Consider the following 19,340-nt stretch of genomic DNA (forward strand, 5'->3'; position numbering starts at 1 on the left):
TGGGAGGATAATCGTCAAGAATATTAAGCCAGTACGGCTGCGCCGCGGTAGGCCGCGCCGGGAGCCGTCGCTTCTTTGGGGTTGGTCACATGCCACTCAAACTCGTGGCGGAAGTGGCGCACGGCAGCGGCTACGGGCCAAGCAGCCGCTTCGCCCAGCGGGCAGATAGTGTTGCCCTCAATCTGCTTGGCCACGCTCACCAGCAGGTCGATGTCGTGCATCGAGCCATGGCCGTGCTCCAAGCGGTGCAGCACTTTTTCGAGCCAGCCCGTGCCCTCGCGGCAGGGCGAACACTGTCCGCAGCTTTCGTGGTGATAGAAACGCGAGAAGTTCCAAGTGTTTTTTACGATGCACGTGGTTTCGTCCATCGCAATGAAACCACCGGAGCCCAGCATGGTGCCCGTCACAAACCCGCCGTCGCTCAACGACTCATACGTCATCAGGCGGTTTTCACCCGCTGCAGTTTTCAGAATCAGTTCTTTGGGCAGAATTGGCACGGACGAACCACCGGCCACTACAGCCTTGAGGTCGCGCCCTTTCCAGATGCCGCCGCAGTACTCATCAGAATAGATAAACTCCTCGACGGGCACGCCCAACTCAATTTCGTAGATGCCGGGTTTGTTCAGGTGGCCGCAGGCCGAAATCAGCTTGGTGCCCGTGCTTTTGCCCACGCCGAGTTTAGCATATTCGTCGCCACCCTCGTTGATGATGGGCACCACTGCGGCGATGGTTTCCACGTTGTTTACCACCGTGGGGCGGGCGTAGAGGCCCTGCACAGCCGGGAATGGCGGCTTGTTGCGCGGGTTGCCGCGTTTGCCTTCCAAGGATTCCAGCAGCGCGGTTTCTTCGCCACAGATGTAGGCGCCGGCGCCGGGGTGCACGTGCAAATCAAGGGAGTAGCCCGAGCCGAGAATGTTCTCGCCCAGGAAACCGGCCGCGTAAGCTTCGGCAATGGCTTTTTCCAGAATGCGCAGCACGTACAACAACTCGCCGCGGATATAGATGTAGCTGGTGCGTGCGCCCAAGGCATAGCTGCCCGTAATCATGCCCTCGATGAGCAGGTGGGGCAGTTTCGACATCAGCTGACGGTCCTTGAAGGTGCCCGGCTCCGATTCGTCGGCGTTGCAAACGAGGTAGCGCGGCACGCCCTCGGGCTTGGCCAGGAAGCTCCATTTCATGCCCGTGGGGAAACCCGCGCCGCCGCGGCCGCGCAGGCCCGACTTCTTCACTTCTTCCACCACTTCGTCGGGCGTCATGGTTTTGAGCGCCTTTTCCACGGAGCGGTAGCCGCCGTGCTTGCGGTACACCTCGAAGGTATTGATGCCCTCGACGTTGATATGTTCAGTTAATAGCTTGCGGCCCATAGTGGTAAGCGTTGTGCTGATGGCCAGCCTTTAGTAATTTTTCAGCGAGTTCGGCAGGCCCGTTTCCTCCCAAGGGAGGATGGGGCGGTGCACCAGACTCTTCAACTCATTGAGCATGGCATCCACTGCTTCGGGCGTGTCGAGCTGCTCGTAGTATTTCTCGCGCACCTGCACTATAGGGGCAAAACCGCAGGCAGCCAAGCACTCCACTTCCTTCAGCGTGAAGGTGCCGTCGGGCGAGGTGCCGCCCACTTTGGCGCCGGTGATGCGCTCCAGGTGTTCGGTCAGCTCATCAGAGCCGCGCAGCATGCAGGGGCCCGTGCGGCAGATTTCTAGCACGTGCTTGCCCACCGGCTTCAGGTTGTATTGGGTGTAAAAGGACGAAACCTCGTACACCTCAATCGGCTTGATATTCAATGTTTCGGCTACCAGGTTCTGAACTTCGGGGCTCACCCAGCCGCCGAACTCGGCTTGCGCGATGTGCAAAATCGGCAGTAGGGCCGACTTGCTCCGGTCTTCTGGATAGTGCGTGAGCAGGCGCTTGATTTCCGCCTGAGCGGCAGGGGAGAATTGCGGTTTGGTGGGCGCGGTGGTCGGCTCCATAGCAGTCAATTTCAACAAAAACTAAGCGTCCAGCTCGCCGGCGATGACGTTCATGGACGAGAGAATGACAATGGCGTCCGACAGCGTCGTGCCCACGGCCATCTCGGGGTAAGCCTGGTAATAGATGAAGCAGGGTCGACGGAAGTGCAGGCGATAGGGCGTGCGGCCCCCGTCCGAAATCAGGTAGAAACCCAGTTCGCCGTTGCCGCCTTCCACCGAGTGATACACTTCACCAACGGGCGCGTCAATCTCGCCCATCACGATTTTGAAGTGGTAAATCAGCGCCTCCATATTCTTGTACACTTCCGGCTTGGTGGGCAGGTAGTAGTGCGGAGCGTCGGCGTGGTAGGGGCCGTCGGGCAGCTTGTCGAGGGCCTGGTTGATGATGCGCAGGCTCTGCCAGATTTCCTCGTTGCGCACGATGAACCGGTCGTAGGTATCGCCGTTGGTGCCCACCGGAATGTCAAACTCGAAGTCCTCGTAGCTCGAATACGGGTTCATGGCGCGCACGTCGTAGTCCACACCGGCGGCCCGCAAGTTGGGGCCGGTGAAGCCGTAGCTCAACGCTTTTTCCGCCGAAATTGGGCCCACGTTCACCACGCGGTCCATGAAAATGCGGTTGCGGTTGAACATGGCTTCAAACTCCTTCATCACCGCCGGGAAGCTTTTAAGCCAGTCGCGCAGCTTTTGCAGCGCCACGGGCGAGAGGTCGCGCTCCATGCCGCCCACGCGGCCCATGTTGGTGGTGAGGCGGGCGCCGCACACCTCCTCGTAGATTTCGTAAATCTTCTCGCGCTCTTGGAACACATACAGGAAGCCGGTAAAGGCACCGGTGTCCACGCCCAGAATCGAGTTGCAGATGAGGTGGTCGGCAATGCGCGCCAACTCCATCATAATCACCCGGATATACTGCGCACGTTTCGGCACGGTCACGCCGAGCAGCTTTTCCACCGTCATGTGCCAGCCCAGGTTGTTGATGGGCGACGAACAGTAGTTCATCCGGTCGGTGAGGGTGGTAATCTGGTAGAACGGCTTGCGTTCGGCCAGCTTCTCGAAGGCGCGGTGGATGTAGCCGATGGTGGGCACCCCGGACACGATGCGCTCGCCATCCATTTGCAGGATGTTCTGGAAAATGCCGTGGGTGGCGGGGTGCGTCGGGCCCAGGTTCAGCGTCGTCAGCTCCTGGCTGAAGTCGTTGAGAATGGGCATCAGCTGGCCGGGGCTCTGAGCGGCGGCCTCTTCGTGAATCTTGTGGGTGCCTTCCAGCGTGTCGTTTACTGCCATGATGTGATAATCAGGGGCCTAGCGGCCGAAAAACAGGTCGGTTTTGTCTTCGCGGGTGCCGTCTTCCACCGGGTATTCGCGGCGCATGGGGTGGTAGTCCATGTCTTCCACGTTGAGGATGCGAATGAGATTGGGGTGGCCGGTGAAGATGATGCCGAAAAAGTCGTAGGCTTCGCGCTCCATCCAGTTGGCCGTGTTGTAGAGGTCGGTGAGGGTGGGCACCACCGGGTCGGCAATCGGGAAGAAGATTTTCAGGCGGAGCCGGATGTTCTTCGTCATGCTGTGCAGGTGGTAAATCATGCCCAGTTCTTTCCCCACGTTCTCGGGGTAGTTGATGCCGCACATCGTGGTCAGGAAGTGAAATTTCAGTTCCTGGTCCTGCTGCAGGCCGGCAATGATGTCGTGGATGCGTTCGCGCGTGGTGGTCGCCGTGAGCAGGCCGTAGGGCTCGTGCACGTCGGTAAAGGTGCCCTCGCCAAACAGGCGGGTAAGCAACGCCATAACCTGCGCGTTCTGGGCCTTTATCGGGTCTTCGGCAACGGGCGCTTCGGGCGCGGCGGCAGCATCTAGAGGAGACATGTATTCTTGTTTTTGGCTTTGGGTTAGTTGTTCTCAGGCTATGTATGGCGCAAGCGTCTAAAACCCAAAACAACCAACCGTAAACCAGTCAATTACTTGATGTTGTAAGACGCCAGCAGGGCCTGGTACTCGGGCGCGTTGCGGCGGCGGAAGGATTCATTTTTGGCCAGGTCCTGCACGCGCATCAGGCCGTCGAGCACCTGCTCGGGGCGGGGCGGGCAGCCGGGCACGTACACATCAACCGGGATAATGCGGTCGATGCCTTGCAGCACGGAGTAGGAATCGAAGATGCCGCCCGAGCAGGCGCAGGCGCCCATGGCCAGCACCCAGCGGGGCTCGGCCATCTGCTCGTACACCTGCTTCACGATGGGCGCCATTTTCTTAGCAATGGTGCCCATCACCATGAGCAAGTCGGCCTGGCGGGGCGAGAAGCTGGGGCGCTCCGAGCCGAAGCGGGAAATGTCGTAGTGCGAGCCCATGGTGGCCATGAACTCGATGCCGCAGCAGGACGTGGCGAAGGGCAGGGGCCAGAGCGAGTTGGCGCGGGCGATGCCCACCACCTTCTCCAGCGAAGTGGCGAAGAAGCCAGCACCCTCAATGCCTTCGGGAGCCTCAACGGTCTTTATTTCAGGAACTCGATTATCAGTCATCAGTTCTTTTTTTCGTTGTTGGGTTGTGGCGGTTACGCTTGGCTTTCGTGCCGCACAGTGGGGCAGCTGGAAACCAAAATCAATCTGCCAAAAACCAAAGGTTAAGCGGCTTTCGCTATCTGAGCGGGTCGATTTTCCAACACCGGCGCGGCGGGGAAAGTTTGCCGTGAAGGCTCTTCATTCCAGCGCAAGATGCCTTTTTTGATGATGTAGAAGAAGCCGGCCAGCAGCAGCGTCATGAACACAATCATTTCGATGAAGCCGGCGCGGCCCAAGGCGCGGAAGTTCACGGCCCAGGGGTACATGAAGATAACCTCGACGTCGAAGAGCACGAACACGATAGCCGTGAGAAAGTATTTCACCGAAATCGGGGTGCGGGCATTGCCGACGGATTCGATGCCGCACTCGAAGGCTTCGTTCTTCACCTGGCTGGTGCGCTTGGGGCCCACTAGGTGCGAAACGACCATGGCGAAGGCCACAAAAGCCAGGGCCAGACCGAATTGAATGACAATGGGAAGATAGTCGGAGGGCTGATAATTGGCAGCCGGCAGGGCTAGGTACATAGTGGTCAATTATATAGCATTCAGGCCTCACGGGCGCTGAAGGGCAAAGGTAGCGCCCACGGGGTTGGGGCGCAATGTTGGCGGAGCTACCACGCCATTCAGACGTATATTTGAAGGGTTAGCAACAAGATATGGGACAAGCCGAACCGCAGCCGCGCCGCTACACAGTGGAAGAATACCTCGCTATGGAAGAAAAGAGCGAGGTGCGCCATGAGTTTTTCGAAGGCGAAATCTTCGCCATGGCCGGCGCCGATATATCGCACAATCTAATTGGAGTCAATCTGGTCAGTGCTTTTAAGCAAAGCTTGCGGGGGAAATCCTGCCGGGCTTTGATGGAAGGCGTGCAGCTAGCCGTGCAGGAGGGCCGGCACTACACGTACCCCGACGTGATGATAACCTGCGACGCGGCCGACCAACAGGCCAAGCGCATCGTGAAGGCGCCGGTGCTGCTGATTGAAATTCTGTCGCCATCGACTTCAGAGTACGACCGTGGCCGGAAGTTCAATCAATACAAGCAGCTGCCCTCTCTGCAACATTACCTGCTGGTATCGCAAACGTCGTGGCTGGTGGAGTGGTACCGCCGCGAGCCGGGCAACATCTGGAGCTTCACGCCGCTGGTGGAAGCCGAAGATGCGCTCTTTATTCCCGACCTAAACATCAACCTGACCGTGGCCGAGATTTACGAGGGCACGGATGTGGCGCCGCTGCGGGTGGCCGAGGAGCCCATTGCTGCTTACGCCGGGCAGCGGCCACAATAAAGCGCCTGAGCAAACCGAATAAATGAAAAAGGCCCGCATCGAGTGATGCGGGCCTTTTTGCTTACAAGCCTTTGTCGCGGTTCAGGTCCTCGGCGGGCTCGGAGCCGAGGAAGGGGTAGCGGTAGTCGGTGACGGGCACGAAGGTTTCCTTGATGGCGCGGGGCGACACCCAGCGCAGCAGGTTCAGCATGGAGCCGGCCTTGTCGTTGGTGCCGGAGGCGCGGGCACCGCCGAAGGGCTGCTGGCCCACCACGGCGCCGGTGGGCTTGTCGTTGATGTAGAAGTTGCCGGCGGCGTGCACCAGCTTCTTCGAGGCCAGGTCGATGGCATATCGGTCTTGCGCGAATACGGCACCCGTGAGAGCGTAAGGCGAAGTGGTGTTCACCAGGTCCAGGGTTTCCTCAAATTGGTCGGCATCGTACACGAACACCGTCACCACGGGGCCGAATAGCTCCTCGCACATCGTCACGTACTTCGGGTCTTTGGCCAGAATGACGGTGGGTTCGATGAAATAGCCTTTCGACTTGTCGTAACCGCCGCCGGCAATGATTTCGGCGTTGGGGTCGGCTTTGGCGCCGTCGATGTACTTGGCCAGCTTGTCGAAGGAAACTTCGCTGATGACGGCGTTGATGAAGTTGCCGAAGTCTTCCACGTCACCCATTTTGAAGGAGGCTAGGTCTTCCTTTACGTAGCCCAGGATTTCATCGGCCAGGTTGGAAGGCAGGTACACGCGCGAGGCGGCCGAGCATTTCTGGCCTTGGTACTCGAAGGCGCCGCGGGTGATGCCCACGGCTACGGCTTTGGCGTGGGCCGAGCGGTGGGCGAGGATGAAGTCTTTGCCGCCGGTTTCGCCCACAATGCGCGGGTAGGACTTGTAGTTGGAAATGTTCTGGCCGATGGTTTTCCAGATGCCGTTGAACACGCCCGTGGAGCCGGTGAAGTGAATGCCGGCAAAGTCGCGGTGCGAGAAAATGACGTCGCCGGCCGTGGGGCCGTCCACGTACACCAGGTTGATGACGCCATCGGGCACGCCGGCTTCCTTGAACAGCTCCATCAGCACCTGGGCCGAGTAAATCTGGGTGTTGGCGGGTTTCCACACCACCACGTTGCCCATCATGGCCGCCGAGGAGGGCAGGTTGCCGGCGATAGATGTGAAGTTGAACGGCGTGAGGGCAAACACGAAGCCTTCCAGCGGGCGCTGCTCCAAGCGGTTCCACATGCCGGGCAGGCTCTCGGGCTGCTGCTTGAAGATTTCCTGCATGAAGTACACGTTGAAGCGGAAGAAATCAATCAGCTCGCAGGCGGCGTCGATTTCGGCCTGGAAGGCATTTTTGCTCTGGCCCAGCATGGTGGCCGCGTTGATGCGGGCGCGGTAGGGGCCGGCCAGCAGGTCGGCGGCTTTGAGAAACACGGCGGCGCGGTGCTCCCAAGGCAGCTCGGCCCAGGCGGTGCGGGCGGCCAAAGCAGCCTCAATGGCCAGCGTTACGTGGCTGGCGTCGCCCATGTGGAAGTGGCCGATGGTGCGCTGGTGGTCGTGGGGAGGGCTGATGCGCTCCATCTTGCCGGTGCGCACCTTCTGGCCGCCGATGTACATGGGAATATCGAGCTCCAGCCCGCGCAGGCTTTTGAGCTGCTGCTGCAGCTCCAACCGCTCTTTGGAGCCGGGCGCGTAGCCTTTGACGGGTTCGTTGATGGGAACGGGGACGTTGAAAAAGCCGGTGGCCATAGGGTTTCGGGTTAGGTTTTGGGGGAAGGGTTGGGGTGGGAGAGGGCAAAGGTAGCAGTCAGGAGAGACTGCACTTTCTGTATAAGAATTGATGTCTACAGGCGTCAATTAGTTTGGGAGATACCCGTCGCGCCGCCGATTACGCCAAGCTCGATTCGAGGTTATTCCGTCATACATAAGCATGAGGGTAACTAAAGTCACTGCGAGTAACTTACCGTTGTAGATTGATTCAGTAGATAAAATAGCGCGTTTCGGGTCGTCGACGTAGTACACTTTCGTTTGTTGGCCTACAGCAAAGTTTTCGATGCTTGAATCCGTCTGAACTCTTGCGTAAAGTGTTTGACCCTGTGCGTGTTGGTACTTGACAATCATATAGCTAATGCCGCTCCTATTAGCTTTCCCATTGTATAGTTTTTGATGAATGTATGCTTGCGCAGCGGCGCCATGAAGCATTTGCCAATTCTGCACGACAACTTCAAGCAGTCCAAGCATCAAGAGAACCGAAACCGGCAGCAATAGCCAAGCCCGAAGCCAAAGTCCTATGCTTTTTAATTGAAGCATGTGTTCATCAAAAAGTCAGAGTATCACAGCCGCTCCAGCAGCGCCCGCACCTGCCGCGTCAGGTCCTCGCGCGAGCCGGTGTTGTGCAGCACACCATCGAAATGTGGGTAGTCGTCCATAGCGGTTTCGCTAGGGTGGTTGTCGTCGCGGGTGCCGTCGCCGCGCTGGTGCAGCGGGTCGCCTTCCACGCGCAGCATCAGGCCGCCGCGGGCCCGGATGGGGTCGGCCTCGTTGGCGAAGCGCACATCGGGCACCAGCACGAAGGCATCGCCCGGCAGGCCGGCAAAAAAGGCATCAACCCACACCAGCGGTTCCCAGGCGCGCAGGGCGCTGCCCACCTGCTGCAGCATCTCGCCCCGCGTGCGGCGGAAGGTGGGCACCAACTCGGCCTTGCCGCGCTGGGTGTAGTAGGGCGCCACGTCCTCGCCGGTGAGGGCGGCGCACACCGATTTAATCGAGTCGCCAAAAGAGCGAATTTGCCACTGGCGCTCGGGCTGCAGCTGTTGCAGGATGCGGGCTACGGTGTCTTTGCCGCTGCCGCGGCGGCCAGAGAGGCCAATTAAGTGAATCATGTTGGTGCTTGGTTGTTGGTGCCCGGTGCTTGGTCATTGAAGGGCCTGGGCTACTCAGCTACAAACCAAGCGCCAGGCACCAACAACCAAGCACCAATCACAAAAACGCCTTCAACTCGCTCAGGCAGCTGATTTCGTGCGTGGTTTGGGCAAAGTGGCGGCGCTTCTCGGGGTTGAAATACACTTGGTCGATACCAGCGTTGTAGGCGCCCAATACGTCGCATTCGAGGTTGTCGCCAATCATGAGGCTTTCAGCGGCCGCGGCGCCGGTGTGGGCCAGCGCGTGCTGAAACATGCGCGGGTCGGGCTTGAGGTGGCCGCTGTGCTCGGAGGTGATGAGCGACTCGAAGTACTGCGTCAGGTTTGATGAGGCCAGCTTGATGGCTTGAATATCGTTGAAGCCATTGGTGATGAGGTGCAGCCGGTACTTGGGTTTCAGGTAGTCGAGCACCTCGTGGGTATAGGGAAACACGGCCGATTTCAGCGGCAGCAAGTCGGTGAATTCGGTTGAGATGCTGGCGGGCACCTGGTCTTCGGGCACACCCAGCTTGTCAAAGGTGCGCGCAAACCGCACCTCGCGCAGCTGCGTCTGCGAAATTTTGCCGGCCTGGTACATGCGCCACAGCGCGTGGTTGACGTCACTGTACACCTGAATGAACTGCGCCGCCGAAAACGTCCCGAAACGCGCAAAATCGTGCTGCATATACAGCGTGTGCAGCGTGTCGTGGGCATTTTTCTCAAAATCCCACAGCGTGTGGTCGAGGTCGAAGAAGAGGTGGCGGTATTTCATTCTGGATATGGGTTGTTGGGCGTCAGCTGTTAGGCAGGTACGAAAGGCCATTGGTGCTGACAACCGACAACCAGCGACTAAAATTACACCGAACCCGCCAGCGCCATGCTGAGCACGCCCGCCAGCATAATGCCCTTGCACAGCGTGCTGAGCGTATGAAAATGCCGCCGCCGGTCGGCCCGCAGCAGGAGGCGCGCCAGCTGGGCCAGGGGCAGCAACACCAGCAGCGCCAGCCAGGTGCCCAGCGGCCAGTGCCCGCTGCTAAACAAGCGCGCCGTGGCGCCCAGCGTGAGCAGGGCCAGGCAGGCCAAGAAGAAGCCCGTCACCCATTTGGTGCGGGCCACGCCCCAAACGAGCGGCAGCGTGCGGCAGCCGTGCTGGGCGTCGCCGCGCATGTCTTCGATGTCTTTCACAATCTCGCGCACCATGGTGAGCAGGAAAGCAGCCAGCGCGTAGGGCCACACCACGCTGTGGGTTTCGTGGTGCGCCAGCTGCCACTGCAGTTCCGGCAGCAGCACCAGCGCCGCCGTGAGCGTGGCAATGCTGGCGTTGCCCACCAGCGCCACCCGCTTGAACCGCGCCGAGTAGCCCCACAGCAGCAGCGCCGTGCCCAGCGTGACGAGGCCCAGCACCGGGTGCAGCCAGCCAGCCAGCAGCACCCCGGTGCCGCTGAGCAGCATGTGGGCCAGCATGGCCTTGCGGCGGTTCACCACGCGGCCCACCACCAGCCGGTCGGGCCGGTTGATGGCGTCTATTTTGACGTCGTAGTAATCGTTGATGATGTAGCCGGCCGCGGCCACCAGCAGGGCCGACAGCACCAGCGCTCCGAAGCGCGCATCCAGCAACGACGCGCGCAGCGGCGCCCCGGGCAGCAGCAAGCCCGCCCGCACCAGCACCATGCACAGCAGCATAATGAGCAGGTTGGGCCAGCGCACCAGCGTGGGCAGGGCCGTGCGCAGCCGCTCTGGCGCGGGCGGGGCAGCGGCAGACGGCGGCTTGGGTGAGGGCGAGTTCATGGGTGGGGCGGCGTGGTGCAAAGGTCGGAGAAACCAACGGCCCCGCGCCACGGCGGCCGCGCCGGGCAACAAAAAAGCTTCTCCGAGACGGGAGAAGCTTTCTGGGCGGCAGATGCCGCTGGGGTTTAGGCGAGGTAGCTCAGATTTTGCGCACGTTCACGGCGTTGATGCCCTTGCGGCCTTCCTGTGTTTCGAATTCCACCCGGTCGTTTTGCTGCACCGTGAGGCCGTTGAGGCCGGTTACGTGAACGAAGAAGTCCTGTTTGGTTTCGTCGTCGGTGACGAAGCCGTACCCTTTGGCCTCGTTAAAAAATTTGATGGTGCCGGTTTTCATGCAAAAACAACTAAAAATGGAAAGGTGAAACAACTGCCGGGTAAAGGCGACGGCAAGGCCTGGAATGGGGTGGCACACCCCGTTCAGGGCAACTTACGCGGGAAAGCGGCCCGGGGTTGGCACCGGGCCCCAGGCGGGGCCGTGGGCTATTGGTTATCGCGCCATTCGTACACCCACTTGGCCTGGATTTGCTCCAGGTGGCCTTCGTTGGCCTGCTCGCGGGTGCCCTCAAAATTGTCGAGGCTCAGCACCCAGTCAATCAGGTCGGTGAAGCGGATGCGGTAGATTTTGGCCTCGGTGAAGTCGTCGCCGAACTTCTCGTAGAGCGCCATGGCAATGTCCTCGTGGTCGGCCCAGTGCATGGGCGGCTCAAAGTGGTTCATTTCAGAAGGGTTGAGTTTTGAGGGTTGAATGTTGAATGATAAGATGAGTGAGCAGCTATTGAACTCGACGAGTTGCTTCGTAGTCAAAGTGACGAGAGCAAGCCATTGAACCCTCAAAACTCAACATTCAACACTTCCAGAATTAGTGTCCCAAAAAGTGTTGGGGCGGGATGGTGACGACCAGCTGCATGTCCTTGTCTACCACGCACTGGCAGGCCAGGCGGGAGTTGATGCGCGGGTTTTCGGCGCGGTCGATGAAGTCTTCTTCCTTGTCCGAAATCTCGGGCAGGTCGTCGCCGCCGGTATTCACGTAGATGTGGCAGGTGCTGCAGCCGCACACGCCGCCGCAGTTGTGCTGCAGCTGAATGCCGTTGTTGAGGGCCACGTCGAGCACCGATTCGCCGGCGGCCGCCACGTGGGTTTGGGCCGGCTGGCCGTCGCTGAACTGGAAGGTGATGGTGGTGGCAGGAACAGACAAAACAGGAAACTTATAAGTCGAAAAAACACGGCGTTTGCAGCCGCAAAGGTACTCCGCCCGGCCCCGGCATCAAAGCTGCGCCTGAATGCTGGCCGTGAGCTGCGCGTAGAGCGTCTGCCAGGCCGGGTGCGCCGCCAGCGCCGCCGTGTGGGCGGCCAGCGTGGGTGCGTCGCGCCGCACGGCCGGCCCGGTTTGCACCGTGAAGGGCGGGTGGGCGAGGGCTTTGTCCACGGTTTCGCGCACCAGCGGGGCCAGCAATTCCGGCGGCAAGGCGGCTTCGGCCAGCAGAGCATCGGCAATGCCCAACAGGTGGTTGGTGAAATTGTTGGCAAACACCGCCGCTACGTGCAGCTTCAGCCGCTGGGCCGAGTCGAGCCGGCGCACGTGCCGGCTGAGGCTGTGGGCCAGTTGCAGCAAGGTGGCTTCCGAAGCTGCGTCACCGGCTTCCACGCACAGCGGCACGGTGGGCCAGTCGATGTCCCGGCCGGGGCTGAAGGTTTGCAGCGGATACAGCACCCCGCCCCGCACGGCCGGCTGCGCCTCAAAAACCGATAGCGGCAGTGCCCCAGCCAAATGCACCACCAGCGCGCCCGCGGGCCAGGCGGCGGCGGCCAGCAGGGGTGCCACGGCGGCGTCGGGCACGGCCAGCAGGTACACATCGGCCGGCGGCAGGGGAGGAGTGAGGGCGGGCAGCACCAGCGTCCCGGGCAGCGGGGCCGCCAGCGCCTGGGCGGGCGCCAGGCGGCGGTTCCAGACAAAAACGACCTGATGGCCGGCGGCTACCAGCGCCGGGGCCAGGTGGCGGGCCACCCGTCCGGCACCGAAGATGCCGATGCGCAGAACAGGAACAGATGCGGATGTTTCCAATCGAAAATCAGGTGCTTGATGTGCTGAAAAAGAAAGTAGTAAGGCGGGGGTAAGCCATTAAAAAAGTCTTAACCCGCGGCATGTATGGTAAAAGTTTAGCAACTTGTACCCTCAAAACTACTGTGGACGGTCCCGGCCCACCCGGGCTTCATGCTGAAGTTGCGTATTTCCCCTTTTCTTTCCCTTTTTCCTTTTTGTATTCACCCATTTTACCCCTTTTTCTATGAACCACCAATACGACCGCACGGGGCCAACCTCGCGCCTGCGGCACTGGGCTTTGGCTGCCTTGCTGGCAACCGGGGCCGTTGGCTCGGCGCATGCGCAGCTGGGTTACGCTGCCGCTAACGTCACCAACACGGCCGGCACCTACACCGACCTGGGCACCTCCGGCACGGCCATCAGCACGGCCAACAACGACGACGCCAACTCGGCCGCTACGCCCATTGGCTTCAACTTCGTGTTCAACGGCACGACGTTCACCAACTTCGTGCTCAACACCAACGGCTTCATCAAGCTGGGTGGCACGGCTCCCACCGGTGCGCAGTACACCGACGGCGGCCAGAGCATCATCAACGGACCCATCGACGGGCCCGACACCAACCTGATTCTGCCTTTCAACCAGGACCTCGGCCCCGGCTCGGCCGGCAGTACTGAGTACCGCGTGACCACTACGGGCACTTCGCCCAACCAGGTGTGCACCATTCAGTGGAAAAACGTGTCGGACAAGGCCCGCGGCGCCATTGGCACCCAGTACGCCAACTTCTCCTTCCAGGCCAAGCTTTACGAAAGCTCGAACCAAATCGAGTTCGTGTACGGCACGGCCACGCCCGGTGCCACCAGCGCCGACGTCGCCAAGTTCTGCTTGGTGGGCATCAAGGGCTCTACTACCGCGGCTTCCATTCTGGGTACGAAGGCTTCGACCACGCCGTGGTCGGGCACTGTATTTGCCGCTGGCGCCTATACCGCCAACGGCCATAACGTGCGCGTGACGCAACTGCCCGACCCGGGCCGTACTTACCGCTTCAGCATCCCGGTGGCCAACGACGCCGCAGTGTCGGCCATTCAGGGCTACGCTTCGGTGATTGTGCCCGCCAACAACCCCGTTACGCTGCGCGCCGTGGTGCGCAACGCCGGTACTACCGCCCTGACCACGGCCACCGCCGTGACACTGACCATCAGCGGCGCCAATACCTACACTGCTACGCAAAACATCGCCACCATCGCCCTCAATGGTTCGGGTGTGGCCACGTTCTCAGGCATCACGCTGGCCAACGCCGGCCAGAACACGGTAACCATCTCGGTGCCCAGCGACGGCAACAACACCAACAACACGTTGTCGCAGACGATGGAAACCAGCGCGACTACGTTCTCGGCCGCTACCCCGAACGCCTTGGCTGCCAACAGCGGTTTCCAGGCCGGCGAGGATGGCTACTACGCCACCAAGATGACCCTGAACACCCCGCGCAGCATCACGGCCGTAACGGCCCTGCTGACCGATGTGGGCAACCAGGCCACGGCCAAAACCTCGGTGGGTGAGCGCGTGTACGGCGTGGTGATTAACGCCACGACCGGTGCCGTGCTGGCCCGTTCGGCTGACTATACCATCACGGCGGCTGACTTCAACGTCTTCCACACGTTCACTTTCGCCGCGCCGGCCACGGTGCCGGCCGGCGACGTGCTCATCGGCATGGGCCAGGCGGCTTCCACCGGTACGCTGCCGTTCTATCCCTTTGGCGTGCAAGCCGAAGACCCTAACCGCCCCAATACTTATTACATTGGCGACGTAGTAGCAGTTGCGCCTCCCACGGCTGCCCTGACGGCTGCTACCCAAACCGGCTTCAAGTTTCCCTTCGGTGCCATCACGGCAGCTCCGGCCAACAACGACCTGGCTGTGAACGAGATTCAGGGCTACGGCTCTATCGCCGTGCCTGCGGGCAACCCGTTCACCCTGCGCGCCGTGGTGCGCAACGCCGGTATTGTTGCCGTTTCGGCCCCGGTGACGGTGACGCTGACCATCAGCGGCGCCAACACTTTCACCCAGACGCAGACCCTGACGTCGCTGGCCGTGGGCGCTACCAGCGTCGTGACCTTCAGCAACATCAGCCTGACCAACGTGGGCGCCAACACGGTGACTGTGACCTTGCCCAACGACGACGTGGCCGGCAATAACACGGTGACCCAGGCCATGGCCACCAGCGCCACGCGCTTCTCGCACATTGTGGCTGGGGTGCCCCCGGTTAGTGCTTACGGTGTTACGCCGGGTGCCGCCGCCACTACGCGCGCTTATTGCGTGAAGTACACGGTGAATACCCCGCGCGACGTGACGGCCGTGCGTGCTTTCATCTACAACGACCCGAATCTGGTGACCCGCAACACGAACGTGTACGGCGTGGTGCTGAACCCGACCACCGGCGCGGTTATCGCGCGCTCGGCCGACTACGCCATCACGACTGCCGACCTGGGCCAATTGCACACCTTCAACCTGTCGGGCAGCGTGCCCGCCGGCGATTTCCTCGTGGGGATGGCCATTGTGGTACCCGCGGGTGCTTCCACCGACATTGTGTACCCCATGGCTTACCAGTCGGAAGTGCCGGCCCGCACGGGTATGTTCTACTCGGCTAACATCACCACGCCGGCGGCTCCTGTTGATGTAGCGACGCTGAACGTTCGCTTCATGCTGGAGGCTGAAACGGCTGCTCCCGCTACCTGCCCGGTGCCCACGGCCTTCGTTTCGACGGGCTCGACGCCCACCACGGCTTCGTTCAGCTTCACGGCCGCCGCTGGCGCCACCGGCTACCAGATTGTGTACGGCCCGCAAGGCTTCACCCCGGGCGGTGCCAACAGCACCACCTCGCCCACCTTCACCGGCACCACCTACACGCTGAGCGGCCTGACGGGCGGCACGACCTACGAGTTCTACATCCGCACGATTTGCAGCGCCACCGACCAGAGCGCTTACGCCGGCCCGGTGCGCGTCATCACGGCCTGCACGCCGCCGGTTATCAGCACTTACCCCTACGCCCAGAACTTCGACGTGATTACGGCTGGCCAAACGCTGCCTTGCGGCATCACCGTGCTGGACAGCAACAACGACGGCTTCACCTGGCGCGCCACGGGTACCGTGGATGCCAGCCTCGCCACGGGCAACATCTCGCGCTCGAGCCCGAACGCCATGGTGTATAGCTACAACTCGGCCGACGTGACGGTGGGTGCCAACGACTGGTTCTTCAGCCCGGCCCTGACCATGAACAACACGCAGCGCTACCGCTTGCAGTTCTACTTCCGCGCCGCCGCCGGCTACCCCGAAGGCCTGGAAGTGAAGTACGGCACGGCAGCTACCGCCGCTGGCCAGACGACCACCATCTACACCAACACCAACATCACGAGCACGCTGTACCGTCCGGCCAACAACACCACCACGCCGGTAGTAGCCGACATCACGCCTGCCAACGGCACGTATTACATCGGCTTCCACGCCATCAGCGCTGCCAGCTCGGGCTTCCTGGCCGTGGACGACCTCACAATTTCGGCCGGTCCGCTGGCTACTTCGGAGGCGCTGAAGCGCGCCGTGAGCGTGTTCCCGAACCCGTCGAACACGGGCGTGTTCAACCTGGAAATCCACGGTGCCAACGCCAAGCAGGCGCTGGTGGTGGAAGTGACCAACATGCTGGGCCAGCGCGTGTACACGGGCACGGCCAAGGACAACTTCCAGAACAGCGTGAACCTGTCGAGCCTGCAGTCGGGCATCTACTCCATCACCGTGCGCAACGGCCAGGAGTACACCCAGCAGCAGATTGCGATTGTGAAGTAAGCTGCGGCTGATTTCTTGTTAAGGCAAAAGGGCCGCCCGTTTGGGCGGCCCTTTTTGTTTGGGTGATAAGACCGTTACTGAGCTCCCAGCTTTTGGGGTCTTCGTCCGTGGAGGCCGGTTGAACGACGTTGGGGCGGGGCCTGCCCCTGCCCGTTCGTCAAACGAAATTGTTAAACCGGCACGAATAGCCGGGCGGGGGCAAGCCCCGCCCCTACGTCGTTTGAACAAGCATCAGTGTCAAGAAATACATCGGATTGAAGCGCAACCTCCGGCCTATTCGGAAGCCCACTTCGCTTTAGCAGGAAGTACTTCCGGTACATGTAAAAGCCCACCCCGCCGAGACGGGATGGGCTTTTGGCATTTCAGCAGCAAGCTGCGGCTAGCTCACCGGTTGGGGGCGGGCGGCCCGGCGGCCGGCTTCTTCGGTAGCTTGGGCTTCGGGGGCTTCGTCGGCCACCACGCCTTTGCCGCCGCGCTGGCGCACACTCAGGCCGAAGCCTAGGGCCATGAGCAGGGTGCCGCTCCAAAGCAGGTTGATGAAGGGCTTTTCCATGGCCTTGAGGATGACGTAGTCCTTTTGGGTGGTGCTCACGCCGAAGGTGAACTTGCCGGCCGTGGGGTCGATGGCGTTGAGGGTAAGGCGCACGCCGAGGTCTTCCACCTCGTCGGGCACGCGGCCTACCATGCGGTTGCGCACTACAAACACGGGGTGGGCGTGGTACTGGCGCTTCTCACCGGTCACAATCATGTCGGCCTGCAGGGCCAGGTCGCCCTTTTGCAGGTTGAGGCCGGCGGTTTCGTGGGCCGGCTCAATGGCCCGGAACACGGCAAAGTAGTCGTTCAGGAAAATAGTGTCGCCCACGGCCAGCACGTGCTCGGTGGCCTCGCTCCAGGGCTTCTCCTTGCGCGGGTCGAGCACAGAGCTCACGTGGGTGTAGATGTCGTGGCCCCAGAACTTCTTGATGGCCGGCGAGGCCAGCAGGCCGCCGCCTTCGCCGCCGCCCATCTCGTCGTTCACCTGCGCGCGCGGGTATAGTGCAAACTGCTCGCCCGACTTCACATTCTTGTAGTTGATGCGGTAGTAGGTGTTTTCGGGCAGGATGTTCACCGTGTCGCCGGTCTTGTAGTAGGTCTTGCCGTCGACGGCAATGGGGGCGCGGGCCAGGGCTTTGTACTCGTCGTCGGTGCGGTAGAGGAACTGCTTGTCGACGTAGCCGGGCACGCCGGGCACCTCATAAAACTGGCCGGTGTAGGTGAGCTGGTAGCCGTGCATGGGCGTGGTTTCGTTGCGCCACAGCAGCACGTTGTCGCGGTTCAGGTCCTCGCTGAACTCGCGCGAGTACAGCAGGCCCGATACGTTGCGCGAAATGATGTTAGAGTAGCCCGCCGAGGCCAGAATGCCCAGCAGCATCAAGGCAATGCCCAAGTGGGCCACCGCGCCGCCCGAGAGGCGGACGCCGCGCCGCAGCAGGGTGAAAATCATCCCAAAGTTGGCCAGCACCCCAAACAGGCCCGCCAGCGTGAGCACCACGTAGGGTGCCGATATGGTGAGGCCATTGTAGCGCACCAGCAGTACCACCAGGGCCGTGCCCAGCAGGGCCAGCAGCGTGGGCGCGGTGAGCGAATTAATGACGGTTTCGCGGTTGTTGCGCTGCCACCACATTATCTGGGCGATGCCCGAGAGCAGGGCCACGCCCACGCCCATCCAGAGCTGCAGCTTGGAATAGTGGGCAATCTGGTCGGCGGGCAGGGCCACGTTGGTTTTGATGCCAATCAGTCCCATGAAGGAGTTATACACCGGAATGCTGGTGGTGAACAGCACCTGGAAGGCGCCCAGGCACAGCACCGTGGCCCCCACAAACACCCACAGCTCGGGGTTATACGCCGTCAGCTCTTTGGGCGAAACCGGAATCTCTTTCCAGCGCGAAATCAGCAGCGCCACCGCCAGCACCGCAAAGGCTGCGAGGTAGATGAACAGCTGTCCGCTCAGGCCCAAATCCGTGAAGGAGTGCACCGAGGCATTGCCCAGCACGCCCGAGCGGGTGAGGAAAGTGGCGTAAAGAATAAGCACGAATGTGGCTACCACCAGCGCAAAAGCGGTGCGCAGGCCGGTGCGGCGCTTCTGCCACAGCACCAAGGCGTGCAAGGAGGCCACCAGCACCAGCCAAGGAATGTACACGGCGTTTTCGACGGGGTCCCAGTTCCAGTAGCCGCCGAAGTTCAGGGTTTCATAGGCCCAGTAGGCGCCCATCACCACGCCCACACCCAACACGCCGCCGCCCACCAGCGTCCAGGGCAGGGCGGGCTTCACCCAACTGGTGAGCTCACGCTTCCAGAGGGCCGCGATGGCGAAGGCGAAGGGCACCAGCGTGAGCGCGAAGCCCAGGAACAGCGTGGGCGGGTGAATCACCATCCAGTAGTTCTGCAGCAGGGCGTTGAGGCCGGTGCCGTCTTTGGGCACGAAGTTGGGGTTCATCTTCCACACCGGTAGGTCGGTGAGGAACTCGCGCAGCAGGATGAAAGGGGAGGAGCCCACCTTCACGCCACCCAGCACCACGCCCAGAATCATGCTCACCAGAAACAGCTGCACACCGCTGAACACGGCCATCACCGGTGCCTCCCACTTGCGGTTGAAGCGCATGATGCAGAAGCCCAGCAGCACCTGCCAGAATATCCAGAGCAGGAACGAGCCCTCCTGGCCTTCCCAGAAGCAGGAAATCATGTACTCCACCGGCAGGTGGTTGGAACTGTGGCTCCAGGCGTAGTAGTACTCGTAGCGGTGGGCGTGAATGATGTTGAACAAGCACCCGATGACCACGAAAACAGCCGCGCCGTGCACGAAAAACGCGCCCCGGGCCAGCCGCCGCCAACTGGCGTCTTCCTCACCCAGCGCCCGGCCCCGCGAAGCCTGAAAGTAGCCGTACGCGGCCACCAAAGCCGCCGCAAACGCCAAGATGACGCTCAGGTGGCCGATTTGTCCTACTAATAAGTTCATAAGCTA

At 61.3% G+C, this 19,340-nt stretch carries 17 protein-coding genes and 1 pseudogene; 2 read left to right on the forward strand and 16 right to left on the reverse strand.

Annotated elements, in window-relative coordinates; all coding sequences use genetic code 11:
* Positions 1 to 23: 23 nt before the first annotated feature.
* The 6 genes and pseudogenes from nuoF to MTP16_RS09675 form a co-directional block, all read right to left on the reverse strand.
* On the reverse strand, positions 24 to 1,364 hold the full coding sequence (gene nuoF, locus MTP16_RS09650; RefSeq protein WP_243518911.1) for an NADH-quinone oxidoreductase subunit NuoF: 1,341 nt from the start codon (positions 1,362 to 1,364) through the stop codon (positions 24 to 26).
* A gap of 30 nt (positions 1,365 to 1,394) precedes the next feature.
* Positions 1,395 to 1,967, reverse strand: coding sequence for an NADH-quinone oxidoreductase subunit NuoE family protein (locus MTP16_RS09655; RefSeq protein WP_243518914.1), 573 nt, complete (start codon positions 1,965 to 1,967; stop codon positions 1,395 to 1,397).
* A gap of 21 nt (positions 1,968 to 1,988) precedes the next feature.
* Positions 1,989 to 3,176, reverse strand: coding sequence for an NADH-quinone oxidoreductase subunit D (locus tag MTP16_RS09660; RefSeq protein WP_243520027.1), 1,188 nt, complete (start codon positions 3,174 to 3,176; stop codon positions 1,989 to 1,991).
* A gap of 93 nt (positions 3,177 to 3,269) precedes the next feature.
* Positions 3,270 to 3,830, reverse strand: a complete 561-nt coding sequence (locus MTP16_RS09665) for an NADH-quinone oxidoreductase subunit C (protein WP_243518929.1) — start codon at positions 3,828 to 3,830, stop codon at positions 3,270 to 3,272.
* A 92-nt stretch (positions 3,831 to 3,922) separates the two neighbouring features.
* Positions 3,923 to 4,480, reverse strand: coding sequence for an NADH-quinone oxidoreductase subunit B (locus tag MTP16_RS09670; protein ID WP_243518932.1), 558 nt, complete (start codon positions 4,478 to 4,480; stop codon positions 3,923 to 3,925).
* Between the two features lie 182 nt (positions 4,481 to 4,662).
* Positions 4,663 to 5,043 (reverse strand): annotated as a pseudogene (locus MTP16_RS09675) (NADH-quinone oxidoreductase subunit A); the annotation flags it as partial.
* 131 nt (positions 5,044 to 5,174) lie between these two features.
* On the opposite strand from MTP16_RS09675, the gene MTP16_RS09680 reads away from it, so the two are divergent.
* Positions 5,175 to 5,801 (forward strand): Uma2 family endonuclease, encoded by a 627-nt coding sequence (locus MTP16_RS09680; protein WP_243518935.1) that lies wholly within the window; start codon positions 5,175 to 5,177, stop codon positions 5,799 to 5,801.
* A 61-nt stretch (positions 5,802 to 5,862) separates the two neighbouring features.
* Here MTP16_RS09680 and pruA read toward each other — a convergent pair whose 3' ends face one another.
* The 9 genes from pruA to MTP16_RS09725 form a co-directional block, all read right to left on the reverse strand.
* Positions 5,863 to 7,527, reverse strand: coding sequence for an L-glutamate gamma-semialdehyde dehydrogenase (pruA, locus tag MTP16_RS09685; RefSeq protein WP_243518938.1), 1,665 nt, complete (start codon positions 7,525 to 7,527; stop codon positions 5,863 to 5,865).
* Positions 7,528 to 7,635: 108 nt separating this feature from the next.
* Entirely contained in the window at positions 7,636 to 8,088 is a 453-nt protein-coding gene (locus tag MTP16_RS09690) for a DUF3592 domain-containing protein (protein ID WP_243518941.1), read from the reverse strand.
* A 23-nt stretch (positions 8,089 to 8,111) separates the two neighbouring features.
* Positions 8,112 to 8,660 carry a nucleoside/nucleotide kinase family protein gene (locus MTP16_RS09695; protein WP_243518944.1) on the reverse strand — a complete coding sequence of 183 codons (549 nt, stop codon included), beginning with the start codon at positions 8,658 to 8,660 and terminating at the stop codon, positions 8,112 to 8,114.
* Positions 8,661 to 8,757: 97 nt separating this feature from the next.
* Positions 8,758 to 9,450 (reverse strand): YjjG family noncanonical pyrimidine nucleotidase, encoded by a 693-nt coding sequence (locus tag MTP16_RS09700; protein ID WP_243518946.1) that lies wholly within the window; start codon positions 9,448 to 9,450, stop codon positions 8,758 to 8,760.
* An 83-nt stretch (positions 9,451 to 9,533) separates the two neighbouring features.
* Positions 9,534 to 10,466, reverse strand: a complete 933-nt coding sequence (locus tag MTP16_RS09705; protein WP_243518949.1) for a geranylgeranylglycerol-phosphate geranylgeranyltransferase — start codon at positions 10,464 to 10,466, stop codon at positions 9,534 to 9,536.
* A gap of 139 nt (positions 10,467 to 10,605) precedes the next feature.
* Positions 10,606 to 10,800, reverse strand: a complete 195-nt coding sequence (locus tag MTP16_RS09710) for a cold-shock protein (protein ID WP_243518952.1) — start codon at positions 10,798 to 10,800, stop codon at positions 10,606 to 10,608.
* Between the two features lie 146 nt (positions 10,801 to 10,946).
* Positions 10,947 to 11,183 (reverse strand): Fe-S cluster assembly protein IscX, encoded by a 237-nt coding sequence (gene iscX, locus MTP16_RS09715; RefSeq protein WP_196288163.1) that lies wholly within the window; start codon positions 11,181 to 11,183, stop codon positions 10,947 to 10,949.
* A gap of 142 nt (positions 11,184 to 11,325) precedes the next feature.
* Complete coding sequence (locus MTP16_RS09720) at positions 11,326 to 11,661, reverse strand: 2Fe-2S iron-sulfur cluster-binding protein (protein WP_243518962.1); 336 nt, start codon at positions 11,659 to 11,661, stop codon at positions 11,326 to 11,328.
* Between the two features lie 69 nt (positions 11,662 to 11,730).
* Complete coding sequence (locus MTP16_RS09725) at positions 11,731 to 12,528, reverse strand: DUF2520 domain-containing protein (RefSeq protein WP_243518964.1); 798 nt, start codon at positions 12,526 to 12,528, stop codon at positions 11,731 to 11,733.
* Positions 12,529 to 12,751: 223 nt separating this feature from the next.
* Between MTP16_RS09725 and MTP16_RS09730 the strand changes: the two genes are divergently transcribed.
* Positions 12,752 to 16,339, forward strand: a complete 3,588-nt coding sequence (locus MTP16_RS09730) for a T9SS-dependent choice-of-anchor J family protein (protein WP_243518967.1) — start codon at positions 12,752 to 12,754, stop codon at positions 16,337 to 16,339.
* Between the two features lie 379 nt (positions 16,340 to 16,718).
* Here MTP16_RS09730 and ccsA read toward each other — a convergent pair whose 3' ends face one another.
* On the reverse strand, positions 16,719 to 19,334 hold the full coding sequence (gene ccsA / locus MTP16_RS09735; RefSeq protein WP_243518970.1) for a cytochrome c biogenesis protein CcsA: 2,616 nt from the start codon (positions 19,332 to 19,334) through the stop codon (positions 16,719 to 16,721).
* Positions 19,335 to 19,340 lie beyond the last annotated feature (6 nt).

It is taken from the genome of Hymenobacter monticola, assembly GCF_022811645.1.
In the GTDB taxonomy this organism is placed as follows: Bacteria; Bacteroidota; Bacteroidia; order Cytophagales; family Hymenobacteraceae; genus Hymenobacter; species Hymenobacter monticola.

Excerpts from the sequence above, each read along its gene's own strand:
- nuoF (WP_243518911.1), bottom strand. The coding sequence starts at position 1,364 with ATGGGCCGCAAGCTATTAACTGAACATATCAACGTCGAGGGCATCAAT.
- MTP16_RS09655 (WP_243518914.1), bottom strand. The coding sequence starts at position 1,967 with ATGGAGCCGACCACCGCGCCCACCAAACCGCAATTCTCCCCTGCCGCT.
- MTP16_RS09660 (WP_243520027.1), bottom strand. The coding sequence starts at position 3,176 with ATGCCCATTCTCAACGACTTCAGCCAGGAGCTGACGACGCTGAACCTG.
- MTP16_RS09665 (WP_243518929.1), bottom strand. The coding sequence starts at position 3,830 with ATGTCTCCTCTAGATGCTGCCGCCGCGCCCGAAGCGCCCGTTGCCGAA.
- MTP16_RS09670 (WP_243518932.1), bottom strand. The coding sequence starts at position 4,480 with ATGACTGATAATCGAGTTCCTGAAATAAAGACCGTTGAGGCTCCCGAA.
- MTP16_RS09680 (WP_243518935.1), top strand. The coding sequence starts at position 5,175 with ATGGGACAAGCCGAACCGCAGCCGCGCCGCTACACAGTGGAAGAATAC.
- pruA (WP_243518938.1), bottom strand. The coding sequence starts at position 7,527 with ATGGCCACCGGCTTTTTCAACGTCCCCGTTCCCATCAACGAACCCGTC.
- MTP16_RS09690 (WP_243518941.1), bottom strand. The coding sequence starts at position 8,088 with ATGCTTCAATTAAAAAGCATAGGACTTTGGCTTCGGGCTTGGCTATTG.
- MTP16_RS09695 (WP_243518944.1), bottom strand. The coding sequence starts at position 8,660 with ATGATTCACTTAATTGGCCTCTCTGGCCGCCGCGGCAGCGGCAAAGAC.
- MTP16_RS09700 (WP_243518946.1), bottom strand. The coding sequence starts at position 9,450 with ATGAAATACCGCCACCTCTTCTTCGACCTCGACCACACGCTGTGGGAT.
- MTP16_RS09705 (WP_243518949.1), bottom strand. The coding sequence starts at position 10,466 with ATGAACTCGCCCTCACCCAAGCCGCCGTCTGCCGCTGCCCCGCCCGCG.
- MTP16_RS09710 (WP_243518952.1), bottom strand. The coding sequence starts at position 10,800 with ATGAAAACCGGCACCATCAAATTTTTTAACGAGGCCAAAGGGTACGGC.
- iscX (WP_196288163.1), bottom strand. The coding sequence starts at position 11,183 with ATGAACCACTTTGAGCCGCCCATGCACTGGGCCGACCACGAGGACATT.
- MTP16_RS09730 (WP_243518967.1), top strand. The coding sequence starts at position 12,752 with ATGAACCACCAATACGACCGCACGGGGCCAACCTCGCGCCTGCGGCAC.
- ccsA (WP_243518970.1), bottom strand. The coding sequence starts at position 19,334 with ATGAACTTATTAGTAGGACAAATCGGCCACCTGAGCGTCATCTTGGCG.